This window comes from Polaromonas sp. P2_G11, assembly GCF_056403595.1.
The window spans coordinates 1008312-1027444 of sequence record NZ_JBFUFE010000001.1; the positions used below are offsets into that span (position 1 = coordinate 1008312).

The window sequence follows — 19133 nt, forward strand, 5'->3', positions numbered from 1 at the left end:
GGTTTCAGGCCGATTTGATGAGAAAAAGAGGCGTTTTTTGCCTCTTTTTTGCTTTTGCTGCTGAATTGTCGCGCGACGCCTACACCAGCAGCGCGTTCACCCGCCGCACGTACGCCGCTGGGTCTTCAGGCATGCCGCCTTCGGCCAGCAAGGCCTGGTCAAACAGGATGTGGGCCAGGTCGTCAAAATGCGCACCTTCCACACCGGCCTCGAGCTTTTTAACCAACGGGTGCTGGGCGTTGACCTCCAGGATGGGCTTGGACTCGGGCACGGCCTGGCCGGCCTGCTTGAGCATGCGGGCCAGCTGGGTCGACATGTCGCCGTCCTGCACCACCAGGCAGGCGGGTGAATCAACGAGACGGGAGGTGGCGCGCACGTCCTTGGCCTTGTCCTTCAGCGCCTCTTTCAGCTTGTCGAGGATGGGCTTGAACTGCGTCTGCGCTTCTTCGGCGGCTTTTTTCTCGTCTTCGTCCTGCAGTTTGCCCAAATCAACAGCACCCTTGGCCACCGACTGCAGCGGCGTGCCGTCAAAGTCGTGCAGGTAATTGAGCGCCCACTCGTCCACGCGGTCGGCCATCAACAGCACTTCGATGCCTTTCTTGCGGAAGATTTCGAGCTGGGGGCTGTTCTTTGCCGCGGCCAGTGTGTCGGCGGTGATGTAATAAATCGCGTCCTGGCCTTCCTTCATGCGGGCTTTGTAGTCGGCAAAGCCCACGCTGACGGTATCCGTCGTTGAGCTGGCAAAGCGCAGCAGCCTGGCCAGTCGCTCGCGGTTGGCAAAGTCTTCGCCCAGGCCCTCTTTGAGCACGGCGCCGAACTCGCCATAAAAAGCCTTGAACTTGTCCGCGTCATTGGCGGCCAGGTCTTCAATCATGGAGAGCACGCGCTTGGTGCAGCCCTCACGGATCGCCTTGACGGCGCGGCTTTCCTGCAGCAATTCGCGCGAGACATTGAGCGGCAGGTCGGACGAGTCCACCACGCCCTTGACGAAGCGCAAGTAGGTCGGCATCAGCGCCTGGGCGTCGTCCATGATGAAGACGCGCTTGACGTAGAGCTTGACGCCCGCGGCCTTGTCGCGGTTGAACATGTCCATCGGCGCCTTGGCCGGGATGAACAGCAGCTGCGTGTATTCGGTGGCGCCTTCCACGCGGTTGTGCGTGGTGGCCAGCGGCGCTTCGCTGTCGTAACTGATCTGCTTGTAGAACTCGTCGTACTGGTCTTGCGTGATGTCTTTTTTGGCGCGCGTCCACAGCGCCGCGGCCTGGTTGACGGTTTCCCATTCGCCGGTCACCACCATCTCGCCGGGCTGGTCGTTTTCGCCTTCCTTCCATGCTTCTTTCTGCATCAGGATGGGCAGCGAAATGTGGTCGGAGTATTTGTTGATGATGCCTTTGAGTTTCCAGGCGTTCAGGTAGTCGAGCGATTCCTCCTTGAGGTGCAGGATGATGCTGCTTCCGCGCTCGGCACGTTCGAGCTCGCTGACTTCAAACTCGCCAGTGCCGTCGCTGCTCCAGCGCACACCCTGGTTTGCCGGAAGGCCGGCGCGGCGGCTTTCCACTGCGATGCGGTCGGCCACGATAAAGCCCGAATAAAACCCGACGCCGAACTGGCCGATCAGCTGCGCGTCATTCTTCTGGTCGCCCGAGAGTTTGGCCATGAAGTCGCGCGTGCCGCTCTTGGCAATCGTGCCGAGGTTGTCGATGGCTTCCTGCTGCGACAAGCCGATGCCGTTGTCAGTGATGGTCAGCGTCCCGGCCGCCTTGTCAAAGCTCACTTTCACCTTGAGCTCGGGATCACTTTCATACAGCGACGCATCGTTCAACGCTTCGAAGCGCAGCTTGTCGCAGGCATCCGACGCGTTGGAAACCAGCTCGCGCAAAAAGATGTCCGGGTTCGAATACAGGGAGTGCGTGACCAGCTTGAGCAGCTGCGCAACTTCGGCTTGAAAAGACAGGGTTTGTTTCTGCATGGTTAGGGGCATGGTTGTTTCAAGTTTGTTACTGATTCACTGGATTGGGAAGAAAAAGCCGTTTTGGATGGCAGTATTTACGCTTGTTACTTGTAAGTCTTTTGGCTCTATTTACGAATAAATCCAATAATTTCAACGGTTTGACGTGACAAATTCCCCACTAGAAGGTGCTGTTACAGATACAAATCAACCGATTTCAGAAATATCTGGTTACAGTCCATTCACCTTCACATTTCCCTTGTTTGTTATTCGTTTTTTAACTGGAGAACAGTCATGAAAAAGCTCATTTTAGTAATCGCCCTCGGCCTTGCCGCTATCGCCACCCTGCCCGCCTATGCTGCCACCGCAGCCGGCACCTTCAACGTGGTGATCAACCTGACCTCGAAGTGCGAGATCAACTCCACCAACGCCGCCACCGGCGCGGTCATCAACAACGTGGTGTTCAACTACACCTCGTTCCAGACCACGGCGGCTACCTCCACCGGCGGCGGTTTCAACGTTCGTTGCACCAACTCCCTGCCTTACACCCTGGCACTGAGCAACTCCGGCGTGACCGATGATGCCGTCAACCTGGCTTATACCCTGGCACTGAGCGCTGCTGCCGGCACCGGCAACGGCACCGACCAGGCCTTCACGGTCAACGGCACCATGGCCGCCGGCCAGGCTGGTACCTGCGCCACGGCGACTTGCACCAATACCGCTGCGACCAACAAAGTCAAGACCCTGACGATCACCTACTGATCGCCCCCCGGGCTTGATGTCAGCCACGTCGACAGTCATGATCCGCAAGGCCGCCTTCGGTGTTCTCCTGATGCTTGCCGCTGCTGCCTGCTTCGCGGGCGCGGCGGCGGGGCAGTTGTCGGTCCAGATCACGCTGAACGTCCCGGGAAACACCACCGGCAATGGCAACGCCTGTACCAGCGCCACCGGCTCTGGCGGCAGCGGTGCCTCGGTGCAGGTAACCTGCAATTCGAATGTCTTTGTCAATATCTCGCAAGTCCGCAGCCTAGGGGATGCCCGCTTCATGCCCGGTTACCGGCCCACGCGGGACTCCCTGCTGCCCGACTACTGCCGCAATGAGTTGTCCCGCAACGACCCTGGCGCCCGCTATACCTGCCGGCTCCAGGACCAGCGCCAGGTGGCCACGGCCGACGAAGAATCGGATGACGGCTGGGAAATCGAAAGCCGGCGTTACGCCCTTGACACAGATGCCGCGGCGATTGAAAAACAGGCCCGTTTGCGGCTTCAGGATGACCGCGGTACCGTGACGGCACTGCACGTTGCCCATGCCGGTAACCTCTCTAAATCGGTAGAGATGCTGGTATCCTTCTGAGGATGAACGTCTCACAGCGCCGAAGCAAGCTTGTTACCTACGCCTTCCTGCTAAGCCTGCTGGGGCCTTGGGCGGCTGCCACGGCAGGCGTTTTTTCGGTGACACCGGTGCGGCTTTACATGACCCCGCGCGATCGGGCCATCGCCGTCACGCTGTCTAACGAAGCCGATACCGAAGTCGTGCTGCAGGCTGACATCAACACCTGGACCCAGAAACCCGACGGCACTGACGAACTCGTCCTGACCGAAGACCTGATCCTGGCCCCTCCCATCATCAAGCTGGCACCCAAGGCCCGGCAAGTGGTACGCCTTGCCCTGCTGAAGCCCGCAGATGCAAGCCGGCAGCTGACCTACCGCATGATCATTCGCGAAGTTCCTGAAGCTGTACCCGCAACTGGCATTCAGGTTCCCATCGCGCTGGCCTTGAGCATGCCCGTGTTCATCACGCCCCCTGTGGCCAAACGCCAGGTTAGTTGCACTAACCAGCTGGCGGACGCCAAAACCCTCAACCTGCAATGCAGCAATACCGGTACGGCTTACGCCCAGATACGGGAAGCGACCGTCACGCGTAGCACACAAGTCCTGGCCCGGTTTGAGGGTGGCAGTTACATCCTGCCCGGTGCCCGTAAAACGGTCGGGCTTAAGGCAGAGCAGGCCCTTACAAAAGGGGACGCCCAACTGGTGGTGACCTTTGATGACGGACAAAGCCTGACGACCAGCATCACGCTGCCTTGATTTGGTACCCGATTTCAATGAGGCGCTGGTGGACTTTACGAAAACACCCCGTAGCGATTGGCATTGCAGGCCTTTGTTGCGGCCTGCTGGCACACGCCCAGACACCCGCCTCCTCTAATGCGCCGCCAGCGGCCCGGTCATCCAGCGACCGGCTCCTTCCGCTGGAAGTCTTCATCAACAGCACCAAGGGCGGCGTCTGGACCCTGCTTGAGCGCAACGGCATCCTGTATGCGCCGGAAGATGCCTTTGAAGAGTGGCGGCTGAACCATCGGCCCAGCGCGCAGGACGTTGATTTCCAGGGCCAAAAGTGGTTTCCGCTGTCTGCTATTCCGGGATTCGAAGCGCGGCTGAATTTCGCCGACCAGTCAGTGGATCTGGTGTTTTCGCCGGCAGCCTTCAACGCCGTGCGCCTGACGCAGGAATCCGCCATGCGTCCCCCGCTGTCGCCGTCGATCCCCGCTGCATTTGCGAATTACGACCTCAATTACATCACCACCCGCAGCCGCATAGCCGGCAGCACCACGGATGCGAAGGACCTGGGCGCCTTGACTGAATTCGGCGTGTCGGGGGAGATGGGGCTGTTGACCAGCAGCTACGTGGGACGCAACCTCATCAGCCAGGACCCGACACTCAGGGCCTCATGGCGCAGGCTTGAAACCACTTACACGCGCAACTTCCTGGACAGCAACAGCTCCCTGCGACTGGGTGACAGCAGTACGCGCACCGGAATTTCGGGACGCCAGGTGTATTTCGGCGGCATACAGTTCAGCAAAAACTTCTCGCTGCAACCTGGCTTTGTCACCCAGCCGATTCCCACCGTGACCGGCCTGTCGGCGGCGCCCAGCACCGTTGAGCTCTATGTCAACGACGCATTGCGGCAAACTTCCAAGGTCCCATCCGGCCCCTTCAGCATCGACAACTTTCCCGCACTGACCGGCGCCGGGGAAGCCCGAGTGGTGGTACGTGACATCCTGGGCCGGGAAACCGTCGTCACCCAATCATTTTTCAGCAATGCCAACCTGCTGGAAGAAAACCTCAGCGACTGGAGCTTTGAGTTGGGGGCCGTACGCCGCGACCTCGGGATTGAGAACGCCGACTATGGGGATCGCTTCGTTTCAGGCCTCTGGCGCCAGGGCCTGAGCAAAAGCCTGACGGTTGAAGCCAACGGCGAATGGTCGAAGTCTCTGATGCGTGCCGGCGCCGGCGCCAGCTATGAGCTGCCCTTCCAGATGCTGGGACAGACGGCGTTTTCGGCCAGCCGCAGCGACGCGGCTGGCCAGGGCACCAACTGGATGGTCGGGGTCGAGCGCAGCGGACTGCGGCACGGCGTGTCGCTCAGCGCGGAAGGCGCATCGCGCGGCTACCGGCAAATCGGTATTGATACGCCATCGCCCCGCCTGCAAACCACCGCCAGTTACAGCTACAGCAGCGACAACTTCGGCGCCTTCAACGTGAGTTACGCTGGCTTTGACAACTACGACCTCGGAAAGCTCAACACACTCAGTGTGAATTACACCCTGCGCCTCGGTCAACGCGCAGCCCTGACTTTGAGCGCCACCCGCCTCAGCGGCATCAGCTCGGGGACTTCAGTGGGCGCCACCCTGATCGTGCCGCTTGAGAATCGGGTCACCATCGCCGCAGGTGTCACTACCCGCAGTGGAAGCACCGAAGGATATGTAAACGCCAGCCGAGCAGTGAGTGCCGAAACCGGCTGGGGCTGGCGAACGGCGCTGGGCTCCCGTGCGGACGGCCGCTATGCGGAAGGCGGCGCTTATTACCAGGGCACCAAAGGCCTGTTTTCGGCTGACGTCAGCAATGGGGAGAGCCAGCAAAACCTGCGCCTGGGCCTGATCGGGGGCATGGTGGCGGCCGAAGGCCAAGTCTTCGCCACTCGCCGCGTGCAGGAAAGCTTTGCCATTGTCGAGGTGCCAGGTTATGCCAACGTGGGCGTGGGCTTCCAGGGCAGTACCCTGACCCGAACCAATTCAGACGGCGTCGCGCTGCTGCCGCGCCTGCTACCGTTCCAGCGCAACAGCGTACGCCTGGATCCGAGCGAGCTGCCGATCAGCGCCGAACTCGACTCCATCGAGCTCGAAGCCGTGCCGGCGCTTCGGGGGGCGGTCAAGATCGCGTTTCCCGTCCGCTCAGGACGGGGCGCCTTGATTCGTATTGAGCTGGACGATGGCGAGCCGGCGCCCTCGGGTGCAGAGGTTGAGCTGATCGGCGACAAGAAAGAGTTTTTTACCGCTCGCCGCGGCGAGACCTTTGTCACCGGCCTGCAGGCCCAGAATCGCCTGCGCCTGAAATGGAACGGGGCTACCTGCACATTTGCGGTGGAGTTGCCGCCCGGCAACCTTGAGGATATCGCCCGGGTAGGCCCGGTACGCTGCAGTGGTGTCAAACGATGATTGACACCAAACCCTGGCGCCTCGCCGCTGCGGCCTGCCTGACTCTTCTGGGCGCGGCACCGGCCTGGGCCGCGCTGATCTGCAACGCCACGGCGACGCCTGTGCAGACGGTGTACTTTGAGAACGACCCGAATCCCACAGACGGCGCGTGGACCGTGACGATCAACTGCACGCGCGGCCCCACAGATTCAGCCAGCTCAGACTACACCTTGCAGGCCGATAACGGTTTCAACCCCACAGGCAACACCAACCAGGCGGTCAACGGTAACGGCCAGACCAACCGGATCGCTTACGAGCTTTACAGGACGGCACCAGGCAACGGCGCATGGGGCGGAACCACGGCCACTGACTTCGCCGGAACGATCAACTTCGGCGGCGCCCTGACAGCCAGTGCCACCCATGTCTTCTACAGCCGCATTGCGGCCGGGCTCAACAAGAGCGCCAAACTCTTCACCGATACCGTGACCATGCGCCTGCGCTATGACAACGGCCCCGGCAACGTGGATGTCTTCCCCACATTCCCCGTGAGCATCAACAACCAGTCCGTCTGCCTGCTCAGCACGCCGCCGGGCAATATCCAGTTCAACTACGCCTCCTTTCAACTCGCCGCGGCCACGGCCAGTACGGCCTATGCCGTGCGCTGCACCATCGGCGAAACCTACACCATGGCGCTGGACGCGGCGGCAGGAAACCTGCTCGCGCTCAACTACGCCCTGGCTTTGAGCAATCCAGCAGGTCAGACCGGTACCGGCTTCCCGCAGAATTTCACGATCAACGGAACCATCCCAGGCGGCCAATCCGGCACCTGTGCAACGGGCATGTGCACCAGCACGCAGGCGCGGACCCTGACCATTACTTACTAACATCCATCTTGTTTTCCGTCAGCGTGATTTTTGTCACGATTTTTCGACACCAGTACCCACGGGAACGACGCAATACGGCACCATGCACAGTACTGCTACAAAACGTTACCATCAGCAGTTAGGAGTCGTCCCGCCAACGAAGGCCCGGGCGATTAACGGAGTCCATCGATGAGTGTCTCTTACGCATTGCGCATAGCCCTGGCAGCCCTGCTGTGCACCTGCGCGCTGCAAGCCAAAGCAGCCATTACCTGCACACTCGCAGCCACATCCGTAGACCTCAATTACACCAACGGGGCCGCCGCCGCCAATGCCAGCGGCACCATCACTGTGAACTGCACCAGGCTGTCGACGGACGCCAACAGCACCACTTATTGGGTCAGCATTGATTACGGCAGCCGCACGGGCCTTACCCGCCGGGTTTTCCGTCACGGCGGCGGCACCATCAATGCCGACCGGCTCGATGTCAATATCTACAAGAATGCGACCACGACCGACTGGATCAACACCGGCACCGGGCGGGTGAATGGAACGTTGAATTTCGGCGCTGCGCTAAGTGCCAGTACCACGCTGACCTACAACTTCCGCGTGGTGGCAGGACAAACCGGAAACACGGCAGGCATTTATGACGAAACCTTTATCACGACCCTTCAGCTAGCCACTGCCGGCCCCGTCGTTGCCACCACGACCTTTACACCCACCGTGAGCATCATCGCCCAATGCTTTGTGGGGCAGGTGGCGTCAGGCAATACCGCCCCGGGCGCCATTTCGCCCTCCACACTGACACTGGACTACATCTCTTTTGCGCCCACCCCCCAGACCAGTACCATGAACTTCACGGTCGACTGCACTCGCGGCACCAGTTATGCCCTGGCGCTATCACCGGCAGCGGGCACATTGCTGGGCCTCAACTACACACTGGCACTCAGCGGTGCAAGCGCAACGGGCGATGGCCGGGCTCAGCCCTATACGGTGACAGGCACCATTGCAGCCGGCCAGGCAGGCACCTGCTCTACAGCCACCTGTACTGCCACCCAGACCGGGGTTACGGTCACCGTCACCTACTAACGCGCATCCCTGGCGCACCCGTCAGCAAGCTCCTGCCGCCAGCCGGCAGCGAGCGCTTTGCTGTTTTTATGCCCAATAAGGCCAGCATTCCACAGCCTTGTCGCGGCTCATATAAGGCTGGCACCCCCATATTGAAGAAAACCCCAACAAAACATCAATTTCATCAATTAATTTAATAAATCAAATTTGTGTGAAATGTCACTAATTAACAGTTATGAGGTGACTTTTACCAATTGATTCAAATTATCAAATTCGATAGCATGACTGCAACAACTGATATTTTTAAGGAGTTGCACCATGAAGATCATCAAATTTGCTTTTGTCGCCGCCTTGGCCACGCAGTCCCTGCTGGGAATTCATGGTGCAGCCCTGGCGCAAACATCCGGCTCCTTTGGTGTCACCATCATGTTGCGCAGCTTCAGTGAGGCTGTCACGGCAGATCATCGCTGCACCCATCGCGGCCAGCCAGACGGCCAGGCCGGCACCCTGCGCATCAGCTGCCCATCCACTGTGGATATCCAGGCTATCGCCGCAGCATCGACCAGCAAAAGCGGCCAGATCCAGCGCATGAACGCCATGCCCGATTCCGCTGCAGGTAGCCGCCTTGCTGTGGTGGCAGGCAAGCCCATGAACTCCCGGGACCCGGTTGAATTGACCATTTCCTGGTAATCAGCGGCTCACACGCCGCCTGGCGACACCAGGTTTCCATCCTGCCGCACTTGCATCTCGCGAGCAGGACCTTCAAGCCCTTGTCGGCAACCGGCATGCAGTGACGGCTGCATAGCAAATCTCGCGCAAACGAGGCGCGACCTGCCCGCGCCTCCGCACCACACTCAAACGCGCCTCGACCGGCACACAACCGTAACGCCGGTGTGCTGTGTGCCTGGCGATTCCGCCGGCAATCCGTCGCAAGCCGCCGCCAGCGAGCGCGCAGTCGATCAGCTGCCTGCGCTGCTATGCACGCCACACAAGGGCACCACGCGATCCCAGTGGCGTGCCTACCTGCCTATCTATCACGGGCAACCAACCACCACCGACGTCCCTTGCGTGGACCTCTTCCGGTTAAAGCGCATACGACTTGCCCAGTCAATCCAACCACCATCGCCGTCTGATTGCATGAAGCCCGCCTTGACTTTGAGGCCTCGCTCGAATAGCGCGTGCTACAGCCTTCATTGACCAGCTCTGCCTCTCATACAACGAGTGTTCGACCAGTTCAAGCGACGCGGTAGTTCCAGAGAGGAACAGAGAAAAGCACCACTTGGCAGACAAACGCCATTTGTTTCTGACTCGTTACACCACTCTGGGAAATATGTCACAGAAGAAGGCTTATGGCATTCGTTACATCCAAGCCAAACCCCATCTTTCTTGTCGCCATTTCGCATAAATCCATTGTTTTCAATGACTTAAGCGTGACGTATTTACCATTTGTCGCCCGCGTTACGAATGTAAAGCCACCTTTTTTCGAAACGCCTAGTTACAGTCCATTCACGTTCAGAAAAAGCCTGAACACCCGATTCACCTTCTTATTACCGCAGAGAGGACCTTGATGAAAAAAATTGTTTTAGCAAGCGCCTTGGGCCTGGCCGGTTTGGCGGCAGCGCCAGCGCATGCAGAGTCCACATTTACCACGCCCGCAATTACGGGTTCCACAGCGACTGCACGGCTGGACTTTTCCATTGTCATTCCGCAGGTGCTGTTCCTGCGTGTCGGCACCAGCTCTGGCAATACGGCAACCGATGGCACGATCGACAGCGTGACCTTTACGGTTCCAGGCGCCAGTGTGGGTAACAGCACCGTGATCGCCGGTGTGGGCGGCGACCTCACCGCAGGTGCTGTGACGGTGCGCGTTTATGGCAACGGCGGCAACATCAGCCTCAACTCAAACACCACCGGCCCGTTGACGACCGGCACCGCCGGTGAAGTGATCCCCTGGAGCCAGATCAATGTGGTCGGTGCCGCACTGGGAGCCACGACCGCCGGCTTTACCAATGCCGCCATTACCCACCCAGCATTCAACCTGGGCGCAGGCGGCGGAGCTGGTACCGCCACCACATTGACGGCCACCAACCGACTTGTCCGCGTCGAAGGCAAGTGGACTTATACCTACCTCAACGCAACCTTACCCGCAGCCGGCACGTACGGCGGCACCATCGCCAAAAACGGACGAGTTACTTACACCGCCACGCAGCTCTGAACTTCAACCTTAATCCTTAGGAAACATCATGAAAAAACTCCTTCTTGTCAGCACCCTGGGCTTAACCGGCTTGCTGAGCGCTACCGCCCACGCCGAATCCACATTCACCAACCCTGCCATCGTCGGTTCGACCGCGAACGCTCGCGTGGACATGACCATCGTCATTCCACAAGTGCTGTTCCTGCGTGTCGGCACCAGCTCCGGCAATACGGCAACCGATGGCACGATTGACAGCGTTACCTTCACGGTCCCAGGCGCGAACGTCGGCGACAGCACCGTGATTGCTGGCGTGGGCGGTGACCTGACCGCAGGTGCAGTGACAGTGCGCGTGTATGGCAACGGCGGCAACATCAGCCTCAACTCCGCCACCACCGGCCCGTTGACGACCGGCACCGCCGGTGAAGTGATTCCCTGGAGCCAGATCAACGTGGCCGGCGCAGCACTGGGCGCCACCACCGCCGGCTTTACCAATGCCGCCATCACCCACCCAGCGTTCAACCTGGGCGCAGGCGGCGGTGCTGGTACCGCAACGACGCTGACCGCTACCAACAAGCTGGTCCGCGTCGAAGGCAAGTGGACCTATACCTACCTCAACGCGACCTTGCCAGCAGCGGGCACCTACGGCGGCACCATCGCAAAAAATGGCCGCGTTACCTACACCGCTACACAACTCTGATTACATAAATCCTTAAGTGGCCCCGCTTGTCGGGGCCATTTTTATTTTTGTTGATATTTCTGAGTTAGCGTAAAGTGGTACTTATGCGCACCCAACCCCTGTTCCTCGTGCCCACTCGCAGCAGTGTGTTGCAAGTGCTGCGCGTCGCCGCATTGGGGGCCGGCGCTCTGGCCTGCGCGGGCGCCCAGGCCTTTGTTGTCACCATCACAGCAGGCACCAAGTCATTGTTTTTGCAGGTAGGCGCCGGAACCATGACCGGCGGCAATTTCAGCTCCGGAGGTACGCCCGGCAACAATTCCACCATCAATCGCGTTTCAGTCACCATTCCAGCGGCCAACATCGGAGCCGGCACCAGCGCCATGACAACCGACAGCACCGTTACGGCCAGCCCTTATGACAGCTTTGCCTTTTGCACGGTGCCCGCGCAGGTTTACGTCGGCGGCTTTTACCGCACACCGGGCACCGGCGCCAACGCCACACTCACCGCCACCGCACCGGCCTCTCTGGTCAATGCCACGGGCGACACCATTCCGTTCAATACCATCTCCTGGGTTTCCGGCGGCGCACAAGACCCGACTCCCACCATCCCCAGCGGAACGTTTGTAGGCGGTGCATCACAAACGCTGCTCAGCGTTACACGCAACACCTGGTTTGAAAGCTGTCTGCAGTTCAACTACGCCAATACCCAACTGGTGGGTTCGGGCACCTTTACCGGCCGCGTCAGCTACACCCTGACCTCCCCATGATGATGAAAAGACCGGTCAGCCTGTCACACCTCATCGGATTTGCCGCCCTCCTGCTGCTTGCCAACGTGCTGACTGCACAACACGCAGCCGCCACCACGACCCGCGTGGATGACACCGGCACCGTCGCGACCCAGAGCGTCGTCCCCATGCGCTGGCGGCAGCTGGTTCCTGGCCGCGGGGCCGACAACTCGGTGGAAGCCAGCCTGCGGGTTGCGCTTCGCCTGAACCTCTCGCGCTGGTTGACCCAGCCGGTCAGGCTCTACATGGGGCTCGCCCCGGTCCCGGGCGAGCCCATCTTTGTTACCTGGAGAACCCAGGGGCGTTTGCTGCCTGGCTCACTGCGATCTGGCGGCCGCACCCTGATCTTCGACGGTGTCGTCAGTGCGGCTACCCTGGAAGAAACCGTTGAGCTGATTCTCAGAACAGATGGGCGCGCGCTGACGTCTTCCCAGGCCCTGCAGTTTTATTTCGAGGTAGATACGCAATGATCCGTCTCCGGTTACTTGCCCTGCGGCAGTATGCGGCTGGCCTTGTTGGCTTGGCCTTCGCCCTGATTGCGCCTGGCGCAATGGCAAGCGAATTTGCATTGGCAGTGTCGCCTCCCCGGTTTGAACTCGAAGTCAAACCCGGCGAGCGTCTGCGCCAGATCATGGAAATCACCAACGCATCGTCAGCTTCCTCAACGTTCAGTATCAGGACAGCGGACTGGCGGCTTGGCATGGACAACTCCGTCACTTTTAACGATGAACTGGGGCCCGGCAGCTGCCGACCATGGGTGGCCATCGAGCGGCGCGAACTCACCGTTGCGGGTGGGCGTCCTTACCGGTTTCGCTTTGAAGTCAATGTGCCCCCCGATGCAAAGCCTGGTGAATGCCGCTTTGCCATCATGCTGGAAGGCCAGGAGCAGGTTACCCGCATGGAGTCGGGCCCCCCCATCCCATTTTCCGCGCGTCTCGGCGTGGTGGTGTACGTCACCATCGGCGGCGCCACACCGGAGCTGAGCGTCGCCGGCTCGGGCGTCCAGACCGTGAACGGCAAGCCCACACCCGTCCTGCAGATCCGCAACAGCGGCACGGCCCACGGCCGTGTCACCGGCTTCCTGAACGGCACCGATGCATCCAATACCTCACTGGAATTTTCGCCAGCCAACACCCCCATACTTCCCGGCGAGACACGCACGATCCCACTGAGTGCCACTCGCCCGGGAGACCAGGACACCGCGGCGCAGATCCGCTATCCCGTCACGGTGCGCGGCAAGCTCGAATGGGGCAAAGGCCAAACACAAAGTATTGAGCAGCGCTTCGCCCCATGAAGCGACGAGCGCACACGCCGATCATCCCTTCTTCCTTGCCACTCAAGTGGTGGCGCATCGGCCTTGCAGGACTTGGGACCGGTTTTGCAACGGCTGCGGCCCTGGCCCAGGCAACGGCTCCGCCCGCTGAGGGCCAGCCTTATGTGGACCGCGTTATGGAGGGCCTGCCGGACCCTGACGGCGGACTTCAGCTGAAGGCCAGCGAATACAACGAAGCTGGCTGGCCGCGAAGCTGGCGTGTTGACTATTCCCTGTTCAAGCAGAACGGTGGCGGTGGCGACACCACCTCCCGCGCGTTGGGCATAGGCGGCTTCGTGGACACACCGAACCACGGCGCGCTCTCGATCAATGCCAACCTGGTCCAACAGCAGTCGAATGCGCCGGGCAACCAGGCCCAAAACAGCGGCAGCACCTGGCGCATTGACCAGCGCGCCCTGCCGCTGGACGGCGGCTGGTTTGCCAACCACAACGCGGGCGACATCAATACCGTCAGCACCCGGCTCGCCCGTGGTACCGGGCGGGTATCGGTGCCGGCCACGCCCATCCGGGGTGTTGGTGGACAGTGGTACCTCAACGACGCCGTAGACCTGAACGCAGCCGCGGGACGTACCGGCCTCTTTAGCGGGCTGGATGCCGTCGGCTTCCAGACTTCCGGCGGCAGCATCGGGTCTGCCGGTGCGCAATTTCGCCTTCCCACCGGTGACGCATTGGGGGCAGGAAGCCGCACTGACGCCGCATTCCAGTTGATCGACGGTAAAAATATTTCGGACAACGGAGGCTTCGGCAACTCATTGAACACCCGCGCTTACTTTGCTGCGGCGTCCTGGGAAGGCGCAGCGCCGTGGGGCACGGGACTGGCTACCGGCTATGGGTCGCCCAGCGAGCGGGTCGGCGGCCTGCGCATGCAGGCCAACCTGGTGCGCAGCAACAGCACGCAGGGCGGCGAAGCCACTGGCCTCTGGCTGGATGCCGCGTGGCGCACCGAACGCTGGCGTACCACAGCCGGTGTTTTCCGCTTTGAACCCAATTTGCGCTGGGGCACCACGGTCCTCGCCAGCGACCTGCAAGGCGTCTACTGGCAGGCCGACACCTCCACCCGGCAGTGGCAAGCCGGGTATGCGGTCGAGCTGAGTGACAGCGTGAGCCGTGCCGGCGCAGGCAGCGGTGCGTCGGGACGCAGTGCCTTCATCAACGTCAACGGCCGCTACCTGCTCGATTCGCGCAACTCGGTGGGCGCGGCCCTGAGCTTTCGTACCATCACCAGCCCCGGCCAGTCGGCGCAGCTGTCCTGGAGCCGCGCCAGCGACTGGGGCCAGACACAATGGCGCGCCGACCTGGCCAATGCATCCGGCGTCCGGACAACCCGGCTCGGGGTAGACCAAAGCTGGCCGGTTGTCTTGCCGGCCACTTTCGGCACCTCGCTGGCATGGGAGCGGATGAGCGGCAATGTCAGCCCCACCACAGGCCTGATCTGGGGCATTCTTGGCACCCTGTCGCCGTGGTCGCAATGGTCGCTGGATGGGTCGGTGCGGGGTGCACGCCGCAGCGACGGCGGCGAGTCGGTCAATGCCAATGTCGGCGTGAGCTGGCAACCTTATGGCGGCTGGTCGCTCACCCTTCGTTACACCGAGTCACGCGGGCAGGAACCGCTTCCGGCACTGGTGGTCTCGGCCCTGACGGCAGCAACGCAGCAGGCCATTGCAACCACCCAGACCAACCGCAGCATCCAGCTGCTGCTGCGCTACGAAGACCGGGCCGGCACCTCCACAGCACCGCTAGGCGGCCTGCCCGGAACCGGCTCCGGCGGGCTGACAGGCACGGTGTTTTTCGACGCAGACAGCAATGGCCGCAGGGAAGCGTCCGAAGGTGGCGTGCCTGGTGTCACCGTCATCCTCGACCGGCGCTACGTGACACGAACCGACAGCCAGGGCCGCTACGAGTTTCCCTACGTGGCGGCCGGAGATCATTTGATTGAAATTTCTCCGGACAACGTTCCCTTGCCCTGGAGCCCGGTTCTTCGCGATCCTGCGAAGACGGTCATTTTGGTACGCCAAACCAATTCGCTCGACTTCGCCGTGCAGCGCGAACGCTGAAAACACCGCCTCCGCTCCACGGAGAGCCCGTGTGAGTTGATGGCTGCGTCAAAACTCAGAACGTCTGAGCTCGGGGCCGCGGCAGCCCTCGGAAAACTCAAAAATTGACAAATCGATGGGTTCGCTCGGCAATAATTTGATGAAACAATCAAAAACAAGCTGAAATTTGCTGAAAAACCGAATAAACCGGTAAATAAGTCACACATTTGCTGGCATTAATGTCTTGCATCACTTTTATCAATTTAGTTACTATTGAGGCGTACTTAATCACTTCACAGGTTCAGCTCCGTGTCCTCCTGCAGCACCTACCCAATGTCTTTCAGCCGCCTCATGGCGCTGTCGGCGCTGCTGGTGGCCATGTTCTGCATACCGCAGAGTTCACGAGCTGGCGAGATGCTGAGTGTTGACAAACCCCAGGCCAGCACAAAGCTGGATTTCGCCATCGTCATTCCGGCTGTGCTTCGTATCCTGGAAAACAGCCACCCGGCAGCCCTGCTTTCTGCCGACACCACGGGATCCCTCATTTCCGCCACACAGCGCATGGTGCTGGTATCGACCCTGGGCAAGGGCTTCTGCATGGATTTGCAGCTCAACCAGCAGCAAGTAGCGGGCTGGCAGCTGAACGTCAGCGGCAGCGCGGGCACACGCGTCGAGGCAGCCGACGGCGGCTACCGGGTTTGTGCACTGCGTCCCGGCCGTTTTGAATTGGCACTGCAACACGCCTTCAGCCTGAAGGAACGCAAACCCGGCGCAGACGCCTTGGCCTCCAACTTCAGCTGGCCCGTCAGTGTGAGCCTGGTCACCCCCTGACCAGATTGCGTAAAACCCCCGGCCGCCAGGAAGGCTAACGGCCCAGCCATTGCACCAGCTGGCGCGTCACCTCGGGGCGGCCCAGCAATTCCATGTGATTCATGCCTTGTGCCACCCACTGGTTTTCCGGCGCAAACGCCAGCGTGCGGGCCGCCTCTTCATGCAGGCCCAGGGCGCTTTCCAGCGACACCAGCCCATCGCCCACCATCTTGCGCGCCAGTGCCTCCCTGACCGGAACCAGGGGGCCGCGGCCGGCTGAAAGCGTGGTGGCGGCGACCGCATAACAATCCACGCCCGCGGGCAGGGGCACGACCTCCCGCACGTCTGGGCCACGTTCAAAACGCCCCGCCTGCCGCCAGTCGGCTTCCAGCACGTTGCCGTGGCGCAAGTCAGTGATGCCGGCACTGCGCACCTGGCCGATCCTGGCAAAGGGCCGTGTCACCAGGTTGCTGCCCAGCACGCCGTCGACCCAGCTGCCCAACCGCTCCAGCGGCGCGCCGTGATGGGGTGTTCCCAAAAATACCATGGCCTTGAGCTGCTGCAGCCAGCTGTGGCCCGTCTGGGCTGCGTGGTGGCAGGCGCTGCGCGCAACCAGGCCGCCCATGCTGTGCACCAGCAGCGTCACGTCCTGCGCCGGTTGCGGCCAGGCTTTGACCAGTTGCTGCAACAGGCCGGCCAATTGCTCGCCGTTGGCCGAGGTATGCAGCCCCGTGTTGTAGTGCAGGTACACCGGCGTGTAACCCAGCTCGCGCGCAAGCTGGCCGCCATGGCCCTGCGGCAGCGCGCTGTTGCCGCACCACTGCAGGTCATTCATGCACAGCCCGTGAACCATCACCAGGATTTTTCCCGTCGCTTGCGGCAGCCGCGCGGCCAGCGCCTGTGGGTCCAGCACCAGCGGCTGGCCTTCATGGCGCAAGCTCATGCGGATCGCCAACGGATTGGCGGTGTCCAGCAGCAGGTCACCCAGCACGCCGTTCAGGGCCGAAAGCATGGCCTCGCGCTGCGGTGAAGAAGCCTGCGCGCCGGCCAGCGGCGCTGCGCGCGACAACACCGCATTGGCCGCCCCGCCTGCCAGCCGCGTGACGCCCCTGATGCTGCCGTAGACCCAGCCCGTGATGCCGGAAGGCCTGACGCCGCTGCTTCCCGGCGCGCTGTCGACGAACCTTGAACCCAGCAGGCCAAACGGTGCGGCCACGGCTTTGTACACATTGCCCTGCACGGTTTCTGCCAGTCCCGTGACGCCCAACGTTGCCTGCGTGGCAAGCTGGGCCAGCCCCTGGATGTCGGAAACATGCAGCCAGGTGGGCAACAGCTTCGATGAAGAAGTGGAAGTGCCTGCTACGGTGTCTGTCGGGCCTGGTGTGCGCATGCCACGATTGTGGGGGCAAGAGCGTGCGCGCGCCAGCGATACCGCATGGCGGGCGTTTTGTAAGTAAAAATGCCGGCTGGCCTTTATGGGCGGGCGCAAGCAGCTACCAATTTAATAGCACGTCCGTGAGAACCCTTATCACCGGCAGAATCCTGCCAGCCCTTCAGCGCCTTACTTGCAAAGGTGCAGCAACTCCGTCGGTGCAGCCGTTTCAACACCCACGGGGTTGGGTGTAACCACCGGCACAGGCTCGGGCGCGCCCGGGTTCAGCACGTTGTGGATGCGCGCCGCAAGCGCAAAGCGTGGATACGCGGCGTCGCCCACCGTATTGCTGCCGTTGGCCAGCAACACCACGTCATAGCCGCTACCGTAGCCCGCATCGACCGATGCAAAACTGACCGTCTGCCCGCCGGCACCATAACTGCCTGGCCCGCCCAGCGCGGTCAGGCCCATGCCGATGGGCGCAGATTCTCCGTCGGCCAGGCGCGCCGGTGTGCGCATCAGCACAAGGCTGTCGGCCGACACGATGGCGCCGCTTCTCAGTGCGCCGTTCCATCGCACCATGTCGGACGCGGTGGACACCACGCCGCCTGTCGCGTCGAAGCCCGAGTTGAGGTCGGGGCACACCAGCCATCGGTCACCCGGCTTCACGCGGTAGTAGCCGCGCGCAGCCTCAGGCCGCGGCTGCGGCCCCAGCAGATAGGAAGCCGACATGCCTGCAAGCTGGAACAGCAGCTGCGTGAAGGCCGTCTCCAGCGGTTGCCCGCTGGCGCGCTCGATCACGCGGCCCAGCAGGATATAGCCGGCATTCGAATAGTCGTAGGCCGTGCCCGGCGGTGCATAGAGACCGCGCGCATTGAGGTTGGCAAAAAACGTCTCCCTGGGAATGGGCGGCTCCTGCAGCACGGCCGGCACGCTGCCCACCAGCAGGTCATCGGGGTCTTTTTTGGCACCAGGAATGCCGGCCACCATCTGCATGACCTGGGCGATGGTGGGGTCCGGCCGGTAACGCAGCTCGGGGATCCAGTGCGACAGCGGGTCGGCCAGCGAGATTTTTTTCTGTTCCTGCAGCTTCAGCAATGCCGCCGCAGTGAGCTGCTTGGTGACCGAGCCGATCTTCACCGGCGTGGAGGACGTCATGGGCACGCCGGCACGCAGGTCGGCCGCGCCATAGCCGCGTGCATAGAGCACCGTGCCGGCCTTGCCCACCGCCAGTTGAAGGCCTGGCAACACACCCGGAACATATTCGGCGACCAGCGCGTCGATTTGCCCAGCCACCGCGGGCGGTATCGCCGGCCGCTCAACCTGGGCCTGCGACGCGCAGGCACCCAGTGCCAGACAGCAGGCCGCCACTCTGTGGGCCAGCGGACGCTTTGAAAATCCCTCGACAGGATGGCAGGTGTGCATCTGTGTATCCCTCCATGGTTGGACCTGGGCCCGTTATGGCGTTATCAGGCCCTAGCTTACTTCTGTTGGAGGACTACTTCCGCTGGAAGCGGTTTTGCAGAAAAACCGGTACGTCCATTGCCCGTGAAACATGACGGCCTGCTTTCGCTACGGC

At 61.5% G+C, this 19133-nt stretch carries 17 protein-coding genes; 14 read left to right on the forward strand and 3 right to left on the reverse strand.

All coding sequences use genetic code 11. The annotated features are described in order from the left end of the window. Positions 1-79: 79 nt before the first annotated feature. On the reverse strand, positions 80-1969 hold the full coding sequence (htpG, locus tag AC1DWQ_RS04900) for a molecular chaperone HtpG (protein WP_477668624.1): 1890 nt from the start codon (positions 1967-1969) through the stop codon (positions 80-82). Positions 1970-2242: 273 nt separating this feature from the next. On the opposite strand from htpG, the gene AC1DWQ_RS04905 reads away from it, so the two are divergent. The 14 genes from AC1DWQ_RS04905 (at position 2243) to AC1DWQ_RS04970 (ending at position 16203) form a co-directional block, all read left to right on the forward strand. Then, entirely contained in the window at positions 2243-2710 is a 468-nt protein-coding gene (locus AC1DWQ_RS04905) for a Csu type fimbrial protein (protein ID WP_477668625.1), read from the forward strand. A gap of 37 nt (positions 2711-2747) precedes the next feature. Further along, positions 2748-3302, forward strand: coding sequence for a hypothetical protein (locus AC1DWQ_RS04910; RefSeq protein WP_477668626.1), 555 nt, complete (start codon positions 2748-2750; stop codon positions 3300-3302). Positions 3303-3304: 2 nt separating this feature from the next. Further along, positions 3305-4036, forward strand: coding sequence for a fimbrial biogenesis chaperone (locus tag AC1DWQ_RS04915; RefSeq protein WP_457281347.1), 732 nt, complete (start codon positions 3305-3307; stop codon positions 4034-4036). A 17-nt stretch (positions 4037-4053) separates the two neighbouring features. Beyond that, positions 4054-6444 (forward strand): fimbria/pilus outer membrane usher protein, encoded by a 2391-nt coding sequence (locus tag AC1DWQ_RS04920; RefSeq protein WP_477668627.1) that lies wholly within the window; start codon positions 4054-4056, stop codon positions 6442-6444. Then, the gene (locus AC1DWQ_RS04925) at positions 6441-7307 is read left to right on the forward strand and encodes a spore coat protein U domain-containing protein (protein ID WP_477668628.1); all 867 of its coding nucleotides are present in this window, start codon (positions 6441-6443) and stop codon (positions 7305-7307) included. Before AC1DWQ_RS04920 ends, AC1DWQ_RS04925 begins: the two co-directional genes overlap by 4 nt. Positions 7308-7475: 168 nt before the next feature. Further along, complete coding sequence (locus tag AC1DWQ_RS04930; RefSeq protein WP_477668629.1) at positions 7476-8372, forward strand: hypothetical protein; 897 nt, start codon at positions 7476-7478, stop codon at positions 8370-8372. Positions 8373-8669: 297 nt separating this feature from the next. Further along, positions 8670-9041, forward strand: coding sequence for a hypothetical protein (locus AC1DWQ_RS04935; RefSeq protein ID WP_477668630.1), 372 nt, complete (start codon positions 8670-8672; stop codon positions 9039-9041). Positions 9042-9918: 877 nt separating this feature from the next. Next, the gene (locus AC1DWQ_RS04940) at positions 9919-10566 is read left to right on the forward strand and encodes a hypothetical protein (protein ID WP_477668631.1); all 648 of its coding nucleotides are present in this window, start codon (positions 9919-9921) and stop codon (positions 10564-10566) included. Between the two features lie 28 nt (positions 10567-10594). Then, a complete protein-coding gene (locus tag AC1DWQ_RS04945) occupies positions 10595-11242 on the forward strand; it encodes a hypothetical protein (protein WP_477668632.1) in 648 nt (215 codons plus the stop codon). 83 nt (positions 11243-11325) lie between these two features. Next, positions 11326-11988 carry a hypothetical protein gene (locus AC1DWQ_RS04950; RefSeq protein WP_477668633.1) on the forward strand — a complete coding sequence of 221 codons (663 nt, stop codon included), beginning with the start codon at positions 11326-11328 and terminating at the stop codon, positions 11986-11988. Beyond that, complete coding sequence (locus AC1DWQ_RS04955) at positions 11985-12476, forward strand: hypothetical protein (protein WP_477668634.1); 492 nt, start codon at positions 11985-11987, stop codon at positions 12474-12476. Before AC1DWQ_RS04950 ends, AC1DWQ_RS04955 begins: the two co-directional genes overlap by 4 nt. A gap of 80 nt (positions 12477-12556) precedes the next feature. After that, positions 12557-13300: a COG1470 family protein gene (locus tag AC1DWQ_RS04960; protein WP_477668635.1), complete on the forward strand. Its 744-nt coding sequence runs from the start codon at positions 12557-12559 to the stop codon at positions 13298-13300. After that, positions 13297-15393: an SdrD B-like domain-containing protein gene (locus tag AC1DWQ_RS04965; RefSeq protein ID WP_477668636.1), complete on the forward strand. Its 2097-nt coding sequence runs from the start codon at positions 13297-13299 to the stop codon at positions 15391-15393. Before AC1DWQ_RS04960 ends, AC1DWQ_RS04965 begins: the two co-directional genes overlap by 4 nt. A gap of 312 nt (positions 15394-15705) precedes the next feature. Beyond that, on the forward strand, positions 15706-16203 hold the full coding sequence (locus AC1DWQ_RS04970; RefSeq protein ID WP_477668637.1) for a hypothetical protein: 498 nt from the start codon (positions 15706-15708) through the stop codon (positions 16201-16203). A 34-nt stretch (positions 16204-16237) separates the two neighbouring features. On the opposite strand, the gene AC1DWQ_RS04975 is transcribed toward AC1DWQ_RS04970, so the two are convergent. After that, positions 16238-17572, reverse strand: a complete 1335-nt coding sequence (locus AC1DWQ_RS04975; protein WP_477668638.1) for an esterase/lipase family protein — start codon at positions 17570-17572, stop codon at positions 16238-16240. A gap of 171 nt (positions 17573-17743) precedes the next feature. Further along, a complete protein-coding gene (locus tag AC1DWQ_RS04980) occupies positions 17744-18979 on the reverse strand; it encodes a serine hydrolase domain-containing protein (RefSeq protein ID WP_477668639.1) in 1236 nt (411 codons plus the stop codon). Positions 18980-19133: the final 154 nt, after the last annotated feature.

Excerpts from the sequence above, each read along its gene's own strand:
- AC1DWQ_RS04980 (WP_477668639.1), bottom strand. The coding sequence starts at position 18,979 with ATGCACACCTGCCATCCTGTCGAGGGATTTTCAAAGCGTCCGCTGGCC.
- AC1DWQ_RS04905 (WP_477668625.1), top strand. The coding sequence starts at position 2,243 with ATGAAAAAGCTCATTTTAGTAATCGCCCTCGGCCTTGCCGCTATCGCC.
- AC1DWQ_RS04925 (WP_477668628.1), top strand. The coding sequence starts at position 6,441 with ATGATTGACACCAAACCCTGGCGCCTCGCCGCTGCGGCCTGCCTGACT.
- AC1DWQ_RS04920 (WP_477668627.1), top strand. The coding sequence starts at position 4,054 with ATGAGGCGCTGGTGGACTTTACGAAAACACCCCGTAGCGATTGGCATT.
- AC1DWQ_RS04945 (WP_477668632.1), top strand. The coding sequence starts at position 10,595 with ATGAAAAAACTCCTTCTTGTCAGCACCCTGGGCTTAACCGGCTTGCTG.
- AC1DWQ_RS04915 (WP_457281347.1), top strand. The coding sequence starts at position 3,305 with ATGAACGTCTCACAGCGCCGAAGCAAGCTTGTTACCTACGCCTTCCTG.
- AC1DWQ_RS04930 (WP_477668629.1), top strand. The coding sequence starts at position 7,476 with ATGAGTGTCTCTTACGCATTGCGCATAGCCCTGGCAGCCCTGCTGTGC.
- htpG (WP_477668624.1), bottom strand. The coding sequence starts at position 1,969 with ATGCAGAAACAAACCCTGTCTTTTCAAGCCGAAGTTGCGCAGCTGCTC.
- AC1DWQ_RS04960 (WP_477668635.1), top strand. The coding sequence starts at position 12,557 with ATGGCAAGCGAATTTGCATTGGCAGTGTCGCCTCCCCGGTTTGAACTC.
- AC1DWQ_RS04965 (WP_477668636.1), top strand. The coding sequence starts at position 13,297 with ATGAAGCGACGAGCGCACACGCCGATCATCCCTTCTTCCTTGCCACTC.
- AC1DWQ_RS04950 (WP_477668633.1), top strand. The coding sequence starts at position 11,326 with ATGCGCACCCAACCCCTGTTCCTCGTGCCCACTCGCAGCAGTGTGTTG.
- AC1DWQ_RS04935 (WP_477668630.1), top strand. The coding sequence starts at position 8,670 with ATGAAGATCATCAAATTTGCTTTTGTCGCCGCCTTGGCCACGCAGTCC.
- AC1DWQ_RS04955 (WP_477668634.1), top strand. The coding sequence starts at position 11,985 with ATGATGATGAAAAGACCGGTCAGCCTGTCACACCTCATCGGATTTGCC.
- AC1DWQ_RS04910 (WP_477668626.1), top strand. The coding sequence starts at position 2,748 with ATGATCCGCAAGGCCGCCTTCGGTGTTCTCCTGATGCTTGCCGCTGCT.
- AC1DWQ_RS04940 (WP_477668631.1), top strand. The coding sequence starts at position 9,919 with ATGAAAAAAATTGTTTTAGCAAGCGCCTTGGGCCTGGCCGGTTTGGCG.
- AC1DWQ_RS04970 (WP_477668637.1), top strand. The coding sequence starts at position 15,706 with ATGTCTTTCAGCCGCCTCATGGCGCTGTCGGCGCTGCTGGTGGCCATG.
- AC1DWQ_RS04975 (WP_477668638.1), bottom strand. The coding sequence starts at position 17,572 with ATGCGCACACCAGGCCCGACAGACACCGTAGCAGGCACTTCCACTTCT.